The organism is Huijunlia imazamoxiresistens, assembly GCF_037132455.1.
GTDB lineage: Bacteria > Bacteroidota > Bacteroidia > Chitinophagales > Chitinophagaceae > Flavisolibacter > Flavisolibacter imazamoxiresistens.
The window spans coordinates 37140-54311 of the sequence record NZ_JBBBEI010000013.1; the positions used below are offsets into that span (position 1 = coordinate 37140).

The 17172-nt window shown below is 56.6% G+C and carries 15 protein-coding genes and 2 tRNA genes; 7 read left to right on the forward strand and 10 right to left on the reverse strand.

What is annotated here, in order from left to right; translation table 11 throughout:
- Positions 1–54: 54 nt before the first annotated feature.
- On the reverse strand, positions 55–1608 hold the full coding sequence (locus V9K67_RS16070; protein ID WP_336724106.1) for an amino acid permease: 1554 nt from the start codon (positions 1606–1608) through the stop codon (positions 55–57).
- A gap of 176 nt (positions 1609–1784) precedes the next feature.
- Between V9K67_RS16070 and V9K67_RS16075 the strand changes: the two genes are divergently transcribed.
- Genes V9K67_RS16075 through V9K67_RS16090 form a run of 4 tightly spaced genes read left to right on the forward strand, consistent with a single transcriptional unit; the run spans position 1785 to position 6133 of the window.
- On the forward strand, positions 1785–3161 hold the full coding sequence (locus V9K67_RS16075) for a dicarboxylate/amino acid:cation symporter (RefSeq protein WP_336724108.1): 1377 nt from the start codon (positions 1785–1787) through the stop codon (positions 3159–3161).
- Between the two features lie 36 nt (positions 3162–3197).
- Complete coding sequence (locus tag V9K67_RS16080) at positions 3198–3851, forward strand: DedA family protein (RefSeq protein WP_336724109.1); 654 nt, start codon at positions 3198–3200, stop codon at positions 3849–3851.
- Positions 3852–3871: 20 nt separating this feature from the next.
- Positions 3872–5095 (forward strand): MFS transporter, encoded by a 1224-nt coding sequence (locus V9K67_RS16085; RefSeq protein WP_336724110.1) that lies wholly within the window; start codon positions 3872–3874, stop codon positions 5093–5095.
- Between the two features lie 30 nt (positions 5096–5125).
- Positions 5126–6133 carry a glycosyltransferase family 9 protein gene (locus tag V9K67_RS16090; RefSeq protein ID WP_336724111.1) on the forward strand — a complete coding sequence of 336 codons (1008 nt, stop codon included), beginning with the start codon at positions 5126–5128 and terminating at the stop codon, positions 6131–6133.
- Here the strand turns inward: V9K67_RS16090 and V9K67_RS16095 are convergent.
- The 4 genes from V9K67_RS16095 to V9K67_RS16110 all read right to left on the reverse strand — a co-directional run bounded on the left by V9K67_RS16095 (position 6130) and on the right by V9K67_RS16110 (position 10115).
- Positions 6130–6723, reverse strand: a complete 594-nt coding sequence (locus tag V9K67_RS16095; protein ID WP_336724341.1) for an MgtC/SapB family protein — start codon at positions 6721–6723, stop codon at positions 6130–6132. The two genes, V9K67_RS16090 and V9K67_RS16095, sit on opposite strands and share 4 nt — an antisense overlap.
- 258 nt (positions 6724–6981) lie before the next feature.
- Entirely contained in the window at positions 6982–8877 is a 1896-nt protein-coding gene (locus V9K67_RS16100) for an ABC-F family ATP-binding cassette domain-containing protein (protein WP_336724113.1), read from the reverse strand.
- 95 nt (positions 8878–8972) lie between these two features.
- Positions 8973–9179 carry a CsbD family protein gene (locus tag V9K67_RS16105; protein ID WP_336724115.1) on the reverse strand — a complete coding sequence of 69 codons (207 nt, stop codon included), beginning with the start codon at positions 9177–9179 and terminating at the stop codon, positions 8973–8975.
- 51 nt (positions 9180–9230) lie between these two features.
- Positions 9231–10115, reverse strand: coding sequence for a diacylglycerol/lipid kinase family protein (locus V9K67_RS16110; protein WP_336724117.1), 885 nt, complete (start codon positions 10113–10115; stop codon positions 9231–9233).
- Positions 10116–10187: 72 nt separating this feature from the next.
- Here V9K67_RS16110 and V9K67_RS16115 point away from each other — a divergent pair, with 72 nt between their 5' ends.
- The 3 genes from V9K67_RS16115 to V9K67_RS16125 all read left to right on the forward strand — a co-directional run bounded on the left by V9K67_RS16115 (position 10188) and on the right by V9K67_RS16125 (position 12576).
- Positions 10188–11240 carry an App1 family protein phosphatidate phosphatase gene (locus tag V9K67_RS16115; RefSeq protein ID WP_336724119.1) on the forward strand — a complete coding sequence of 351 codons (1053 nt, stop codon included), beginning with the start codon at positions 10188–10190 and terminating at the stop codon, positions 11238–11240.
- 169 nt (positions 11241–11409) lie between these two features.
- On the forward strand, positions 11410–11919 hold the full coding sequence (locus tag V9K67_RS16120; protein ID WP_336724121.1) for a pyridoxamine 5'-phosphate oxidase family protein: 510 nt from the start codon (positions 11410–11412) through the stop codon (positions 11917–11919).
- Between the two features lie 36 nt (positions 11920–11955).
- The gene (locus V9K67_RS16125; protein ID WP_336724123.1) at positions 11956–12576 is read left to right on the forward strand and encodes a hypothetical protein; all 621 of its coding nucleotides are present in this window, start codon (positions 11956–11958) and stop codon (positions 12574–12576) included.
- Between the two features lie 59 nt (positions 12577–12635).
- On the opposite strand, the gene V9K67_RS16130 is transcribed toward V9K67_RS16125, so the two are convergent.
- From V9K67_RS16130 to V9K67_RS16150, 5 genes are all read right to left on the reverse strand, one after another.
- Positions 12636–12708: transfer RNA gene (locus V9K67_RS16130), tRNA-Lys, on the reverse strand.
- 177 nt (positions 12709–12885) lie between these two features.
- Positions 12886–12958 (reverse strand) — tRNA-Lys (locus V9K67_RS16135).
- A 182-nt stretch (positions 12959–13140) separates the two neighbouring features.
- Positions 13141–14955, reverse strand: coding sequence for a hybrid sensor histidine kinase/response regulator (locus tag V9K67_RS16140; RefSeq protein WP_336724125.1), 1815 nt, complete (start codon positions 14953–14955; stop codon positions 13141–13143).
- Positions 14956–15060: 105 nt separating this feature from the next.
- On the reverse strand, positions 15061–16587 hold the full coding sequence (locus V9K67_RS16145; protein ID WP_336724126.1) for a sensor histidine kinase: 1527 nt from the start codon (positions 16585–16587) through the stop codon (positions 15061–15063).
- Positions 16584–17159 (reverse strand): chemotaxis protein CheB, encoded by a 576-nt coding sequence (locus V9K67_RS16150; RefSeq protein ID WP_336724128.1) that lies wholly within the window; start codon positions 17157–17159, stop codon positions 16584–16586. The genes V9K67_RS16145 and V9K67_RS16150 overlap by 4 nt, the downstream gene beginning before the upstream one ends.
- Between the last annotated feature and the right edge of the window lie 13 nt (positions 17160–17172).

Sequence of the window (17172 nt, forward strand, 5' to 3'; positions counted from 1 at the left end):
ACAAAAAAACCGCCCTCTTTGAAGGCGGTTTGACTTTTTATCAATTCATTGCCGCTAACGCTCCAGGTCGGTGGCTCGCGGATTGAGCGGATCGATGGGATCCCTGGGCAGGGCTACGCGGCCTTGCTGCAATTTGCTATGCGTCCGGCTGTACCCGAAATAGATAATAAAGCCGACCAGCAGCCATCCCAGCAGCCGTACCCAGTTGGTCCAGCCCAGGCCGAAGATCATGGCCGCGCAAACCACGATACCCAGCGTACACACGACCGGGTAAGCGGGAGTTTTGAACGCCCGGGGAACATCGGGGTGCTTTACCCGCATGATCCAGATGCCGGCGCAAACGAGAATGAAGGCGAATAGGGTGCCGATGCTGGTCATTTCGCCCACGATATCACCGGGGACAAAGGCGGCAAAGATGCCTACCAATAACAAAATGATCCAGTTGGCTTTATAGGGCGTGCGGAACTTCGGGTGGACTGTGGAAAATATCGGCGGCAGCAGTCCGTCGCGGCTCATGGAATAGAATACCCGCGACTGGCCCAGCAGCATCACCAGAATCACGGACGAAAAGCCCGCCAGGATGGCGATGGTGATCAGGTTGGACAGCCAGCCGTATTGGGGTACCCACTGCCCGTTGACCATTTGACCGGCCATGTGGTCGATGGCATAAGCTACGGAAGCTTCGCGGCCATGGGTGCGGAAATCCTCGGTGCTGGCAACGCCGGTGAGCACGTAGGAAAACAGGATATATAATAGGGTACAAACGGCCAGGGAACCCAGGATGCCGATGGGCATATCCTTTTTGGGGTTGCGGGCTTCCTGCGCCGCAGTGGACACGGCGTCGAAACCGATAAAGGCGAAGAAGACCACCCCGGCTGCTCCCAGGATTCCCATGATGCCGCCAAAATGCGTGGTGATCCCCTGCGAATTGGTGTAGCTGGTCGGTTCGGGAATAAAGGGCGTATGGTTTTCGGGGCGGATGTAGTGCCAGCCCAGGGCAATGAAGATTAATACGATTGCTACTTTGAGAATAACGATAATCGCGTTTAACGAAGCCGATTCCTTGGTGCCCCGGATCAGTACCAGGGTCAGCAGGAAGACAATGAACAGGGCGGGGAGGTTCATGATGCCGCTGACGCCGGCAGCGGAGACTTCAAAGGGAGAGTGGCACCATTCGTAGGGAATCCCCAACCCGAAAATGCCCAGCAGGCGGTTGAAATACTCGCTCCAGGCAATGCCGACCGTGGCGGCGCCCACGCCGTATTCGAGAATAAGGTCCCAGCCGATGATCCAGGCCAGGAATTCGCCCATGGTGGCGTAGCTGTAGGTATATGCACTGCCGGCTACGGGGATCATGGAGGCAAACTCGGCATAGCACAGACCCGCAAAGGCGCAACCAATGGCCGCTACAATAAAGCCTATGGTAACGGACGGTCCGGCATGCTGTGCCGCGGCGGCGGCCGTTCGCACAAATAACCCGGCACCGATAATGGCACCGATACCCAGGGCGATCAGGTTGCCGGCGCCCAGCGTCCGCTTCAACCCTTTTTCGCCGTTGTCGGCTTCCTTGATCAGCAGGCCAACCGGTTTTTTAATGAATAGACTCATATGACTGTGTAATTATTATGGGAAAATATTAACTCAGGTGTAAACATCGGTTAAAATAGCATTATTCGATAAATATGGGTAAAAAAACGGTTTGTTTGCGCAGGCTCAGGCGTTTTTACTAATTCATCTTGCCGGTACGGTTTGTTTCCTTAGTTTTGGCGCTTTTAAACCCAATTATGAGCAAACAGAAGGTCGGACTGCTTTCCCTGGTTCTGTTTACCATTACAGCAATTCTCCACTATCTTCATAACGTTTCCCTGGTACACCTGCCGGCACTGTTCCTGGTCCTTTCCCGTTGGATGGTGGTGGCTGCGCTCGTTGGGTATGCCCTGCTCAAACGCACCCTCACCACCTGGATACTGGTCAGCATGGCCATCGGCATCGAGATCGGCATTGACTTTCCGCACTTTGCCCAGAACCTCCAGGTGCTCAGTAAAATATTTTTGCGGCTGGTGAAAACCATCATCGCCCCCATCCTTTTTTCCACCCTGGTGGTCGGCATCGCCGGCCATTCCGACCTGAAGCAGGTAGGCCGCATGGGCTGGAAGTCGATCCTGTATTTCGAGGTGGTGACCACCCTGGCCCTTATCGTAGGGTTGCTGGCCATCAACCTTTCCAGGGCCGGCGCGGGCATCGTGCTGCCGGCAGGCTTTCACCAGGACCTGCCCGAAACCAAGCCCCAGAGCTGGCAGGACGTGATCCTGCATATTTTCCCCGAAAACATTGTCAAGTCCGTTTATAACGGCGACGTGCTGCCCATCGTGGTGTTCAGCGTCATCTTCGGCATCGCCCTGGCCATGCTGAAGGAAGAGCGGCGCCGGCCGATGCTGCAGTTTTCCGAGAGCCTGGCCGAGACCATGTTCCGGTTCACCAACATCATCATGTACTTCGCCCCCTTCGGGGTGGGTGCCGCCATTGCCGTGACCGTCGGCCACCTGGGGCTCGACATCCTCAAATCCCTGTTCTTCCTGCTGGCCACCCTCTACCTGGCGCTGATCGCATTCATCCTGCTGGTGCTGCTGCCCGTAGCCCTGCTGGTCAAGATACCGGTGAAAAAATTTATCAAGGCGGTGTCGGAGCCCGTTTCCATTGCCTTTGCCACCACCTCTTCGGAGTCGGCCCTGCCCAAGGCCATGGAGAACATGGAAAAGTTCGGGGTGCCCCGCAAGATCGTGGCCTTTGTGCTGCCCACGGGCTATACGTTTAACCTCGACGGCACCACGCTCTACCTGTCGCTGGCGGCGGTATTTGTGGCGCAGGCGGCCGGCATTCCCATGAGCGTGGGGCAGCAGGTGCTGATGGGGCTGACCTTGATGCTGACCAGCAAGGGCGTGGCCGGCGTGCCCCGGGCCTCGCTGGTGATCCTGCTGGGAACGGCGGCTTCCTTTGGCCTGCCGCTCTGGCCCATCATGGCCATCCTGGGCATCGACGAGCTGATGGACATGGCCCGCACCTCGGTGAACGTGATCGGCAACACCCTGGCCTCCTGCGTCATTGCCCGCTGGGAGGGAGAATTCGACGACCGGAAGGCCCTGGCCTTCCAGCCGGATTAGGAAAAAATAGTAATTGTTAACGAGTTATATCGAAATATGGATAAAGGTTTTGTACAGCAATTTATTGAGTGGATCATCCATAACGGCGGATTGTATTTCCTGCTGTTCGTGGTATTTGCCGAAACGGGCCTGTTTATCGGGTTCTTCCTGCCCGGCGATTCGCTGCTTTTCGCCGCCGGCATTTATACCGAAGAACTGGCCAAGGCATTTTTTAACGTGCATTACAGCATCATCCTGCTGCTGGTGATCATCGCCTCGGTACTGGGGAATATGGTGGGTTACTGGTTTGGCCGCAAGGCGGGTCCGCTGCTGTACGAGCGCAAGGAAACCTGGCTGTTCCGCCGCAAGCACCTGGTGCGCGCCCGGGAATTTTATGAAGAATACGGGAAAGGCACCATCTTCATGGCCAAGTTCGTGCCCATCATCCGCACCTTTGCCCCCATCATTGCCGGCATCGTGCGCATGGACCGCCCCACCTTCATGCTCTACAACGTCATCGGCTCCGTGGCCTGGGTATGCAGCATGATGCTGGGCGGCCACTTCCTGCAGGGCTGGGTGGAAAAAGAGTTTGGCTACAGCCTGAAGGACCATATCGAGGCCATCACCCTGGTGATCATCGTTATGACCACCCTGCCGGTGTTGTATAAACTGTTTTTCGCCAAGAAAAAGCCGGTCCAACCCCCCATTTAATCCTTTCCTAATTGAACCATATGCAATCCAGAAACTATGGTGTGCTTTCCATCCCCGTGATCGTGGGCGCACTGGGCTACTTTGTTGACATTTACGACCTGCTGCTGTTCGGCATCGTGCGGAAACCCAGCCTCCAGGACCTGGGTCTGACGCCTGAGCAGGTGACGACGGTAGGAGAGGACATTATTTCCATTCAAATGGCCGGCCTGCTCATCGGCGGCATCATCTGGGGCATCATGGGCGATAAGAAGGGCCGGTTAAGCGTGTTGTTTGGCTCCATTGTATTGTATTCGCTGGCCAATATTGCCAACGGCCTGGTGCAGACCACCAACCAGTACGCCCTGGTGCGCTTTATTGCCGGCGTCGGCCTGGCGGGCGAGCTGGGCGCGGGCATCACCCTGGTGTCGGAGCTGCTGTCGAAGGAAAAGCGGGGCATCGGCACCTCCCTGGTGGCGGGCTTGGGCCTGACCGGGGCCGTGGTCGCTTATTTTATTTCCCAGACCTTCCACTGGCGGGTATGTTATTATATCGGCGGCGGCCTCGGGCTGCTGCTGCTGCTGCTCCGGGTATCCGTATTCGAGTCGGGCATGTTCCACGAGGTGAAGAAGCAGAACGTTTCCCGCGGCAACTTCCTGATGTTCTTCAACAAGGCCGACCGGTTCAAAACATATCTCAATAGCATTCTCATCGGCCTGCCCACCTGGTACGTGATCGGGGTGCTGGTCACCTTTTCCGACCAGTTCGGAAAAGAATTCGGCATTGCCGAGGCCATCAATCCCGGCAAGGCCATCATGTTCGCCTACGTGGGCATTGCCATCGGCGACGTCCTCATCGGCTTTGTAAGCCACTGGCTGCGGAGCCGCAAAAAGGCCCTGTATCTATTTTACGGGCTGACGGCCCTGTTCATCGCCCTGTTCTTTGCGCAACAGGGCGGCAGCGCGGCGCAGATGTACGTCATTTGTGCGGGACTGGGCTTTGCCACCGGCTTCTGGGCCGTATTCGTGACCATGGCGGCCGAACAGTTCGGCACCAACCTGCGGGCCACCGCCGCCACCACCGTTCCCAACATGGTAAGGGGCTCGCTGCCGCTGATCATCATGCTGTTCAAATGGCTGCGTCCCCAGATCGGTTATGCCAACGCCGGCATGATCACCGGCGTTGTTTGCATGGTGATTGCCATCTTTGCCGCCATCAATACCAAGGAAACCTTCGGCAAGGACCTTAATTATATAGAAACCATTTAGAGGCGTGCCCTGGACCATTAATGTGCGTATATGAAGTTTTTGATCATCCGGTTTTCTTCGATAGGTGATATTGTGTTAACAACACCGGTGATCCGGTGCCTGAAGCAGCAGGTGCCGGATGCCGAAGTGCATTTTTTGGTCAAGCCCTCCTTTAAGGCCGTGGTGGCGAACAATCCCTATATCGACAGGATCCACCTGTTGCAGGAAGACTGGGACGCCATGGTCAAAGAGCTGAAAGCCGAAGCTTTCGACTACGTCATCGACCTGCACCATAATCTCCGCACCCTCCGGGTGAAGCGGGCGCTGGGCGTGCCGGCCTATTCGTACAACAAGCTGAATTTCCAAAAGCTCGTTTTCACCAAGCTGAAGTGGAACGTGATGCCGAAGGTGCACATCATCGACCGCAACCTCGATACGGTGGCGTCCTTTGGCGTGAAAAACGACGGCGCCGGCATGGACTACTTTATCGCCCCCCACGAAGAGGTGAAAATGAGCGATATCCCTGCTGCGCACCATGCCGGTTTTATCGGCCTGGTGATCGGGGCTTCCTACTACACGAAAAAGCTGCCGGTATACCAACTTCAGGAACTGGTCCGCAAGATCGATCACCCCGTCATCCTGCTCGGCGGTCCCGAGGACCGGGCGGAAGGGGAGGCCATCAGCAGCGTGGACCCGGTAAAGGTGTACAACGCCTGCGGCAAGTTTTCGCTGAACGAAAGCGCCGACCTGGTCCGCAAGTCGAAGCTGGTGATCGCCCATGATACCGGCCTGATGCATATTGCCGCCGCCCTCAAAAAAGAAGTGATCGCCGTCTGGGGCAGCACTACGCCCTCCTTCGGCATGGTGCCTTACTACGGCCAGAACTTTCTTGCCGGCCACCCCCATCCCACCGACGACGTGCAGGTGCACAAGCTGTGGTGCCGTCCCTGCACCAAGATCGGCCGGAAAAAATGTCCCCAGGGCCATTTCAAGTGCATGAAGGATATTTCCATCGACGACATTGTTGCAAAGGTGAACAGGCGATTGGGGAAGGCTTAGAATTCAAACTCCAGTACTTCGGGGTCGTGAAGCACCTTTTCAATAAAGCGATAGTGGTTCTTTTTTCCGCCCTGAACGTTCCAGGAGCCGGTGATCTTGTCGCCTTTCTTGGTTTGTTTTATTCTTTTGAAGCGGAGCTGGCATTCTTTCAACAGGTTTTCATATTCGTCGAGCAGCTCGGGTTTGTACACCGATACGATCCGGTAGTTGCGTGCCTGGTTGATGTTGTCGAGCCAGTGTTCCAGCTTCGTCAGTAAAAAGAGGGAGGCCAGCACCACGGCGGTAGCAGCCCCCACCAGCACATACTGCCCGTCGGCGATGCCCATGCCCAGGGCGGCGACGGCCCAGATGGTGGCGGCGGTGGTGATGCCGTTGATCCGGTCGTCCCGGCTGCGGTAAATGACGCCGGCGCCCAAAAAGCCGATGCCGGTGACGATGTTGGAGGCAATGCGGTCGGGACTGTCTTGGGTAATGTGAATGGAAAAGGTGGTGAACAGGAACGACCCCAGGCAGATCAGGATCATGGTGCGGAAGCCGGCCGACTTGCTGCGGAGCTCCCGCTCCGTGCCGATCAACCCGCCCACTATCACTACCAGCAATAAACGAAAAAGTAAGGTTTCAATCGAAGGCATCCCCCAATAAAAGTTGGTAACCCTTCCATCTATTCATAAATCCTGCCGGGATATGGAATGGGTTCATTGGTTCATTGGGATATTAGGGCCTTCGGCGGCAACGCTGCTTTGGTAAATGTTTGTGGTGTGTGGAAAGGCGCGACCTTCCCATACGGAAACCATCTTTCCATTTTGCCTCATCAGCCTAATACCCTAATATCCCAATGAACCAATTCCCTAACTCTGTTCACTCAGCTCCAGCCAGCGCAATTCCTTTTCGTCGATGGAGGCGGCGATAATGCCTACCCGTTCGGTCAGCTTTTGCAGCTCTTCGTAGGGAAGGGTGGCCTCGGCCAGCTTGGCGTAGATGTCCTGGCGCTCCTTTTCCAGGTCGGCCAGCTCTTTTTCCAGGTTCTGGAATTCGCGTTGCTCCTTAAAAGATAATTTTTTCTTTGCGGGAGCCCCGCCGGGGGCGGCAGTTGTTGCGGCAGCGGTGGCTGCCGGCGGGGCCGGTTTTTTTTCTTCCGCTTCTTTGGCTTCCTGCAGCTTCTGCCATTCGCGGTACTGCGAGTAGTTGCCCGGGAAGTCGCGGATGGCGCCGTCGCCTTCGAAGACGAACAGGTGGTCTACCAGCCGGTCCATGAAGTAGCGGTCGTGGCTCACCACCAGCAGGCAGCCCGGGAATTCGAGCAGGAAGTTTTCCAGCACCGACAGGGTGGGCAGGTCCAGGTCGTTGGTGGGCTCATCGAGGATGAGGAAGTTGGGGTTGCGGAACAGGATCGACAGCAGGTGCAGGCGGCGCTTTTCCCCACCGCTGAGCTTGCTGATGTAGGTGTATTGCTGCTCCGGCGGAAAGAGGAACAGCGTCAGGAACTGCGAGGCGCTGAGGTAGGAGCCGTCGGCCAGCGGGAAATGTTCCGCGATATTTTTGACGTATTCGATCACCCGCACATCGTCCTTGATGACCAGGCCCGACTGCGAGTAGTTGCCAAAAACTACCGTATCGCCGATGTTGATCTTACCGCTGTCGGCCGATTCGATGCCCTGTAAAATATTCAGGAAGGTGGACTTGCCGGCTCCGTTCTTCCCTACGATACCGATGCGCTCGCCTTTTTTAAAGGTATAGTCGAAGCCCTGGAGGATCTTTTTGTCGCCATAGGATTTGTACACCTTTTTCAGCTCGGCGATCTTGCCGCCCATGCGGCTCATCTTGGCCTGGAGTTGCAGCTGCTGTTCCTGGAGCTGCTGTTTGGCCTTCTGCTCCACTTCGTAAAAGGCGTCGATACGGCTTTTCGATTTGGTGGTGCGGGCCTTGGGCTGCTTGCGCATCCACTCCAGTTCCTTGCGGTAGGTGTTGCGGGCCTTTTCGATGCTGGCTGCCTGGCTTTCCTCGCGGGCCGCCTTCTTTTCCAAAAAGTTGGCATAATCGCCCTTGTGCTCGTACAGCTCGCTGCCATCCAGTTCCCATACCTCGTTGCAGACGTTGTCGAGGAAGTAGCGGTCGTGGGTCACCAGCAGCAGGGTAATGTTTTCCTTGTTCAGGTAGTGTTCCAGCCATTCCACCATCTGCACATCGAGGTGGTTGGTGGGCTCGTCCATGATCAGCAGCACGTGTTTGTGCTCGAAGCCGATGTCGATGAGGGTGCGGGCCAGGGCCACCCGCTTGCGCTGGCCCCCGCTGAGGGTGGAGACGGGCTGGGCGAGGTGGTGAATGTTGAGCTTGCCCAAGATCTGCTTTACCTTGGCGTCGAAGTCCCAGGCGTTGAATTCGTCCATCTGGATGAGGCAGCTGTTGATCTGGTCTTCGTCGCCGGCGTCCACGGCGGCTTCGTATTGCTTGATGGCGTTGATCACCGGGTGGGCATGGTGGAAGATATTGTCCAGCACGGGCAGGTGTTCCTCGAGTTGGGGTTCCTGTTCAAAATAGGCGGTGTCCACGTCCTTGTGGATCCAGACCTTACCGCCGTCCGCCACTTCCTTGCCGGCGACGATCTTCAGCAGGGTGGACTTGCCCGATCCGTTGCGGGCGACCAGGGCGATCTTGTCGCCTTCGGAGATGTGGAAGGAAATATTATCAAAAAGGGGCTTGATGCCAAATGACTTCGAAATGTTTTCAGCCGAAACGTAATGCATGGCGCAAAGGTAAGGCAGGGAGATTTCGGATTCCGGATTTCAGGTTTCATAAAAAAAAGCTCCGGAAGGGAGCTTTAATGGAAAAGTGAGTCGATTCATACTTTGTCTCTGTCACTTCCGAGCGACCGCAGCCAACCAATGACCTCGTCGCGTGTTTTTCCTAGTTTATGTTGCAAACGGCCATAAAGCTCCTCTTCCTTACCTTCCTGGTAGGCCAGGTCATCATCGGTAAGGTCTCCGTAAGCCTGCTTCACTTTTCCTTTCATTTCGTTCCATTTTCCTTTAATTTCCAGTTCGTCCATGGTAAAGCTATTTACTTGGTTACGAGACAAAAGATCGTGCCAAGGCCGTCTCTAGCCCGGCAGGATCATCCGCAGGCAGGCGGGCAGGATCTCTGCCGTAAGGCCCCGGATCTTGCCGCGGTATTCGCCGTCCACCTGGAAATAAGCTTTGCGGTAGAGCGAGACCTCCAGGCTGCGGGCGTGAAAGATTTCGATCTTGTCGGGGTCGAAAGGCTTGTGAGTGACCAGCATTTTCAACAATTCGATCAGGTTCAGTTTCCGTACCACCACCACTTCAAAGCGGCCGTCCTCGAGGTTGCCTTCGGGGTTGATGACCGCCCCGGTGCCGTAAGTGCGGGCATTGGCCAGCACCACCATAAAGGCCTTGCGACGGATGGTTTCGGTGTCGGTCTGCAGGGTCACGTGCATGTAGCTTTTGTGATACAGCACCTTCACCAGGCCGCGGCCGTAGGCCCACATGCCCCTTTGGTCCGAGTCCTCGAAGTGCTTGACCAGGTTCGCGTTCAGCCCGATATCGCTCAGGTGCAGGCAGATCTCGCCCCCGTTGATGCGGATGGCGTCGATATCGTGGATGTTGCCGTCCAGCACGATTTTAAGGGCTTCTTCCAGGCGGAGGGGAATGCCCAGCTCGCGGGCCATGCCGTTGGCCGAGCCGGCGGGGATGATGCCCAGGGGGATGCCCGAGTTGAGCAACTGCTCCGCCGCCAGCTTGATGGTGCCGTCGCCGCCCACGGCCACCACCTTGTCGGGCTTTACCGTTTGCAGGTGGTGCCGCACCGACACGGGATCGCCCTTGCCGGTGAGGATAAATATCTCGGGGTGGTGGGGCAGGTCGCGGAAATAGTTCCGGATCACCGCCTCCCAGTTTTGCTTGTTCTTCCCGCCCGAAACGGGGTTAATGAGGAATAACAGCTTTTGCGCCTCTTCTTTCTGCATACTTCTTGTATTTCCCAGACTATGCCAATAAATCAAATACGATCGGAAAACCACAAAAATTGGAAGTCCCGTTTGCTGCACTGGCTGGGGCTGACCAACGAGATCCAGGTAAAAGTGTACCATGGCTACGGCCAGGAAAAGCGGATGGTGATCCACGGGCATGTGCTGCGGCTGAGCCCCCTGCCGCGGAGCCGCTACCGCAAAAGTTTTATCCACAATACCCTGGCGCTGCTGCGCCTGTTTATGGTAAAACCCTATGCCGGCGCCTGCCTGCAGATGGAGTGGGAGGGAAGGCGCTATACCGCCACCTCCGATACCGACGGCTTTTTCAAGTTTGAGTGGAAGGACGAGCCGCCGCTGCCGCAGGGCTGGCAGACGCTGCGGGTACAAATGGTGGATGCCGCCGGCGCCTGCCTGGCGGAAGGCAGGGGGTCGGTATACATTCCCTACGAAACCCAGTACGGCTTTATTTCCGACATCGACGACACCTTCCTTATCTCGCATTCGGCCAACCTGCGCAAGCGCCTGTTCGTGCTGTTTACCGAAAACGCCCGCAGCCGCCGGCCCTTCGAAGGCGTAGTGCGGCACTACCAGCTGCTGGCGGCGGGCAATACCACCGCGGAGGCGCCCAACCCCTTCTTTTACGTTTCCAGCAGCGAATGGAACCTGTATGACTATATCCTGGAATTTGCCCAGCTGCACCGCATGCCGCACGGGGTGTTCCTGCTGAACCAGCTGAAGCTGATGAACCAACTGCTCAAGACGGGGCAGAACAACCACCACACCAAGTTCGCCCGGATCGTGCGCATCCTCGAAGGTTTTCCCAACCAGCGGTTCATCCTGCTGGGCGACAGCTCGCAGCGCGACCCCTACATCTATGCCTCCATCGTGGAGCACTTTCCCGGCCGCATCCATGCCGTATACATCCGCGACGTATATAAGAAGAGCCGGGAGCTGGTGGCGGAAGTGCTCCAAAAGATCGAGGCGGCCGGCGTGCCCTGCTTTTTTTTCCAGCACAGCTCGGAAGCCATTTTGCATTCGGTCAAAATCGGCCTGATCGCCCCGGCGGCCCTGACGGAGGAAAAGGTAGGCGGGCGCGAACCGAAGGAATTGGGTATTGGTTAATTGGTTTATTAGGGACGGCGCTTCAAAATGCAAGAGCCCCCTAATTCCTAATGGACCAATGAACCAATTCCCTCAACCTTGTTGGCATGAAGTTTAATTAAGATGTAAGGGCCCGGCGAGCGCTGCATCAAGGGGACGAATGCTTTATTAACCGCTGAAAAATATAGTTATGGAAAAAAATCTTCAGAGCAAAGAGGCTTTGGAAAAGTACAGGAAGCTGGTCAATGATATCAATGTGTGCATGTTTATTACCAACTGCACTTCAGGAGGCAACAGCCCCGAGCATACCCGCCCCATGGCGACCATCGAGGTGGAGGACGACGGCACGCTCTGGTTCTTTAGCGACATCCGCTCCATCAAAATCGAAGAAGTGAGCGTGGAGCACAAAGTGCACCTGACCTATGCCCACCCCGGCAAGGAAAGCTACATGGATGTACGCGGCACCGCCGATGTCATCACCGACCGCGCCCAGATCAAGAGCAAGTGGAAACCGATGGTGAAGGCCTGGTTCCCCGGTGGGTCGGACGATCCTAACCTGGCCCTGCTGCGGGTGCGCCCGTCCGATTGCTATTACTGGGATGCCGAAACCGGTAAGATGGTAGCCTTCCTCAAAATCGCGGCGGCCGCCATTACCGGCAAGCGCCTGGCAGAGGGAGCAGAAGGTAGTTTGAAATTGTGATGGGGGACTTCCCTGCAAATGCTCTAAAAGATTTTTATGGCAGAACGCCCTGACGATATAATTCCCCAGAACGAATCCGGGATCCAGACCGATACGGAAGCCAGCAGGGAATGCGCTACCGTGGAGGAAGCCAAACAGTTTTATGAACTGGTGAAGGAGCGCCTGCTGCACGTGCACCGGTGGCACGACCTGGCCGGCGCCCTGACCGCCGAGTTCCAGCTCACCGACAGCCAGGGCCGCGAGGAAAAGCGGGCAACCCGGGAAGGTGATTACTGGAAGATCGACATCCCCGGGCCGGGATCCCTGACGGGCGAGGGCTTCGACTGGGTGCGGGTGGAGCGGATGGAGGAACATGAAGATCCCTACACCCAGCGCCTTCTCATCCGGGTGCGCCCGGCGCCCAACCCGCAAAACGAGGATGCCGACGTAGCGCATTTCCTGAGCGACGAGGCTACCAGCTCCTTTGTGGTGAAACGCGAGGCGACAAAGGTGACCGCCACCGTGCATGGCCGCAACGAAAAGCCCAATGTGGATACGGAAGCGGTGGTGGACAAGGCCCGCAATGCCGCCGTGGCCACCGGGGCCATGACCGCCTTTTCGAAGCTGCAGTGGAAAAGCCTGGTCAACGGGCTGATCGAGAAGGAGAAAGGAACGTAAAAGCAAACACCCCTTAAACTTGCGTTTAAGGGGTTTTTGCTTTTTGAACGTTTGTTCCGTGATCCCGCTGGGACTCGAACCCAGGGCCCATACATTAAAAGTGTATTGCTCTACCAACTGAGCTACAGGATCAGTCCCGTTGTTTTGTCGTTGGGGGTGCAAATATAGGGAGATATTGTTGAGTTGCGCCAACCGGGTGAATTTTTTTTAAAAATTTCACGGCTTTCGCTCCGGAATATTTGCGGGAAAATAAAGAACGATAAAAGAAAAAGCCAGCGTAAATCGGTTGTTTACGCTGGCTTTGTTCTGTGATCCCGCTGGGACTCGAACCCAGGGCCCATACATTAAAAGTGTATTGCTCTACCAACTGAGCTACAGGATCAGTCCCGTTTGCGATTGGGAGTGCAAATATAGAGGTGCTTTTGATAGAAAGTACAAAAGCGTAAAAATTTTTTTAAGAAGTTGTAAGCGACCCAATAGCGTTCGGAACCCTGGAAAAGATTTTTCTTTCATAAACGGCCTTGCAGGGTTCCGAACGCTTTGCTGCCTTTTGCTGCCGCAGCTTCAACTCCCGGGTTCTTCCTGGCATTTGATCGGCAGGAGCACCTTCAGCAGGCAGCCGGCGCCGGGGGAGGAGACGATCTCCACCGAGCCGTTCATCAGCTCTACCCGGCTCTGGATGTTCATCAGCCCGATGCCCTTTGATTTTTCCTTCGGGTCGAAGCCCTTGCCGTTGTCCCGCATCTGCAGGTGCACCAGGCAGCCCTGCCGGTGCAGTTCGACCGCTACCTGGCTGGCGCCGGCATGTTTGATGATGTTGTTCAGCTGCTCCTGGGCGATGCGGTACACCGCCAGCTGCTGCTGGATATCCAGTTCCTGCAGCGGGCCCGAATGGGAAAACTCGATCTTGAACAGCTGCAGCACCTTGATGGATTCCACCAGTTCCGTCAGGGCGTCGACGATGCCCATTTCCCGGATGTTGGGGGCCACCAGCGATTTGGAAACCTTGCGGATCTCGTTGATGCATAACTGCAGGTTGTGTACGCTGCGGTTCAGCAGCTCGCGGTCCTGGCAGGGGCTGGAAAGCGACAGCTCCAGGTACAGCTTCACCGTGGTCAGGATCTGGTTAATGTTGTCGTGCAGCTCCTTGCCGATCTCGGCCCGCTCCTTTTCCTGTCCTTCGATGGTGGCCCGGGCCAGCAGCTTCTGGTGGGCGACCCGTTCATTCAGCAGGGTTTGCTCCAGTTCCTTTTGTTCGGTCACGTCGATCATGGAGCCGATCATGCGGTAGGGATGCCCGTTATTCTCGAACAGGATAAAGCCCTTGTCCAGCACGTTCTTGTAGGTGCCGTCGGCACAGCGGAAGCGGTATTCGTCCTGCCAGTCGTGGAGGTGCTTGTCCAGCTGGCGGTGCAGCTTTTTGCTGACCCGCTCCCGGTCGGCGGGATGCACTTTTTCCTCCCACCATTTCAGGTTGTTGCGGATCTCCTCGTCGCTGTAGCCAAAGGTGGCGTTCAGGCCCTTGCTCCAGAAAATATCGCCGGTCCGGATGTCCCAGTCCCAGACCACGTTGTTGGTGGCCACGCTCAGGGTATTGTATTTGTCAATCGCCTGCTGCAGCTTTTTCTCCTGGTCTTTTTTTTCCGTGATGTTTTTAAAGTATACGCTCAGCCCGTGGGGGGCGGGGTAGGCCGTCACTTCCAGCCAGTAGTTCCAGTGGGGCGAAAAGTGTTCGAAACAGACAACGGTCCGTTCCTGGGCCGCCCGGTGGAATTCGCGGTAAAAGTGCTGCGACCGGTCCACGGCGAACCAATCCCAGAAATTCCTGCCCACCATCTCCTTCCGGGGCAGGCCCAGGATCTTTTCTGCCGCCAGGTTCCAATAGGTAACCGTCCAGTTTTCATCGAGGGCGAAAAAGCCGTCGCCGATGCTTTCCAGGATGTCGGTGAGGCGCTCGGAATATTCCTTCAGTTGTTTTTGGGCTTCCCGCTTTTCCAGGCGTTCGCGGTATTCCTGCAAGGCCCGTTCGATCTTGGGACCGATGGTAAATAATTTATCCTTCAGCACATAGTCGGTAATGCCGCTACGGATCAGGCTCACGGCATTTTCTTCCCCCACCGTTCCGGAAACGACCAGGAAGGGCGTGTCGGGTGCCAGCTGCTGCCGGAGGGCAAAAGCCTCCAGGGCGTTGAAGCCGGGAAGGTTAAAGTCGGACAGGATAATTGTAGGCGTATATTCCTGCAGGGCGGCCGTGAAATCTTCCTGGGTGTGTACCACCCGGGTGGTGTGGGGCAGGCCGCTTCTTTTGATTTCGTACTGTAACAGTTCGATATCCGCGGGATCGTGTTCAAGCATCAATATGTTAATCACTTCGTTCATGCTGCTTCGTTTCGGTTAGGGTACAGAGGAGGGGAGGGCCGATTCATCCGTCAAAGGGCAGCGGGTTACAGTAGCTGCCTCATTGCAGAAAAAACCGTACCCGGTTCAGGGCTGGGCTTCCGGACGGGGAAGGGTAAAATAAAAGGTGGCGCCTTTATTCACTTCGGCCTCGGCCCATACGCTGCCGCCGTGCCGGGAAATGATTTTCTGCACCGTGGCCAGTCCCACGCCGGTTCCCTCAAATTCGCTTTTGCCGTGCAGGCGCTGGAAAACGCCGAACAGCTTCTGGGCATATTTCATGTTAAAGCCCACGCCGTTATCCTGTACAAAATAGACAACTTCGTGTTCTTTTTCCAGGCAGCCCACCACAATTTCGGGCTGTTCTTTCTTCCCCGAATATTTAAGGGCGTTAGCCACCAGGTTGAACCACACCTGGTACAGCAGGTTGTAGTCGCCCTCGGCCGGCGCCAGGGGCTCCAGGCGGATGGAAGCTTTGCTGTGGCCGTTGACGGACAGCTCGTCCACCACCGCTTTCACCAGCTGGTTCATATCCACGGGGCTTTTGGTCACCGGGGTTTTTCCCAGGCGCGAAAACTCCAGCAGGTCGTGGATCAGGTCGCCCATGCGGATCGCATTTTTTTGGATGATGCCGAACAGCCGCTTCATTTCGTCGGGGAAGCCGCTTTCGAATTCGTTGCGGATCATCTGGGTATAGCCGTTGATGGCCCGGAGGGGCGCCCGCAGGTCGTGCGAAACCGTGTAGGAAAAGGATTCCAGCTCCTTGTTGGTTTCTTCCAGCTGGGCGACGTTTCGTTTCAGGTGGGCGTTCAGCTGCAGGATCTCTTGATCGGTCTGTTTTTGCTGGCTGATGTCGCGGACGTTGGCAAACCACCGGCCGTCGCGGTTGACGATGTTCCAGTGGAGGCATTTTTCCGCACCGGCCTTGGTGCGGAGGGCGGTTTCAAAAGAAAAGTGTTCGCCGCTTTCCTGGGCGGCCTGCTCTACTTGCGGGCGGTCGGCCTCGGGCAGGAAATCGAGCAGGGAGGCGCCGCGGACCTCGGCGGCAGTATAGCCGGTGATGCGGTAAACCGCGTTGTTGACCTCTTCGAATTGCAGGGTTTCGGCATTGATGGTGCAGATGATGTCGGCGGAGTTGTTGATCAGCAGGGCATAGCGTTCCAGGGCGGCGTTTTGGGCGGCCAGCTCTTTTTGCTGCAGGTGCAGGCGCAGCAGCACCGACACCCGGGCTTCGGTAAGCAGGGGATCGAGGGGTTTGTAGAGGTAGTCGATGCCGCCTTCCTCGAAGCCTTTGAGCACGAATTGCTGTTCTTTTTTCTCGGCGGAAGCAAAGATGATGGGGATATCGCGGGTGCGGTGGTTGGTCTTGAGGATCTGGGCTACCTCGAAGCCGTCCATACCGGGCATTTGCACGTCCAGGATAAGGAGGTCAATGTCGTGGTTCAGGGCGGTTTTTAAGGCTTCCACGCCGTTGGTGGCGTTGATAAATGTGCGGCCGGGCTTTTCCAGCAGCTGCTCCAGGGCAAAGATATTGGCCGGCTTGTCGTCTACGATCAGGATGGTAACGGGGCGGTTTTCGTTCATGGTGGTAAAATGTTTCGTTGGTGCGCTCATAGGTCCAGCAGGAAGTTGCCGATCTGTTCGGGGTCCAGTACCTGCATGACCTCGCCGCTGTTGATGGCGGACTGGGGCATATACGGGTAGGGGGCGGTTTCGGGATTTTGGGCGATGGTGAGGCCGCCCCGGCTTTTCACCTGCCGGATGCCTTCAGTGCCGTCGTTGCTGGCGCCGGTAAGGATGATGGCCACCAGGCGGCTGTCATAAGTGGCGGCGGCCGTCTCGAACAGCACGTCGATGGAGGGGCGGCTGAAGTTGACGGGCGGGTCGTAGCTCAGCGAGAAGGTACGGTCGGTTTCCACCAGCAGGTGGTAGTCGGGCGGAGCGAAATAGGCCGTGCCGCCGAGGATGGGTTCCTTTTCGTCGGCCTGCTTTACCCGCAGACGGCAGCGGGCCTGCAGCACCTGCTCCAGCTGTTCGCTGCTTTCGGGCGCCCGGTGCTGCACCACGATCAGGGGCAGCCGGAATTCCGGCGGCAGCCGCTCCAGCAGTTTTCCCAGCAATTGCAGCCCCCCGGCCGAAACCCCAATAACCACGGCTTCCAGATTTTTGTACTTGTTATTGTTCATTAATATCCATTCA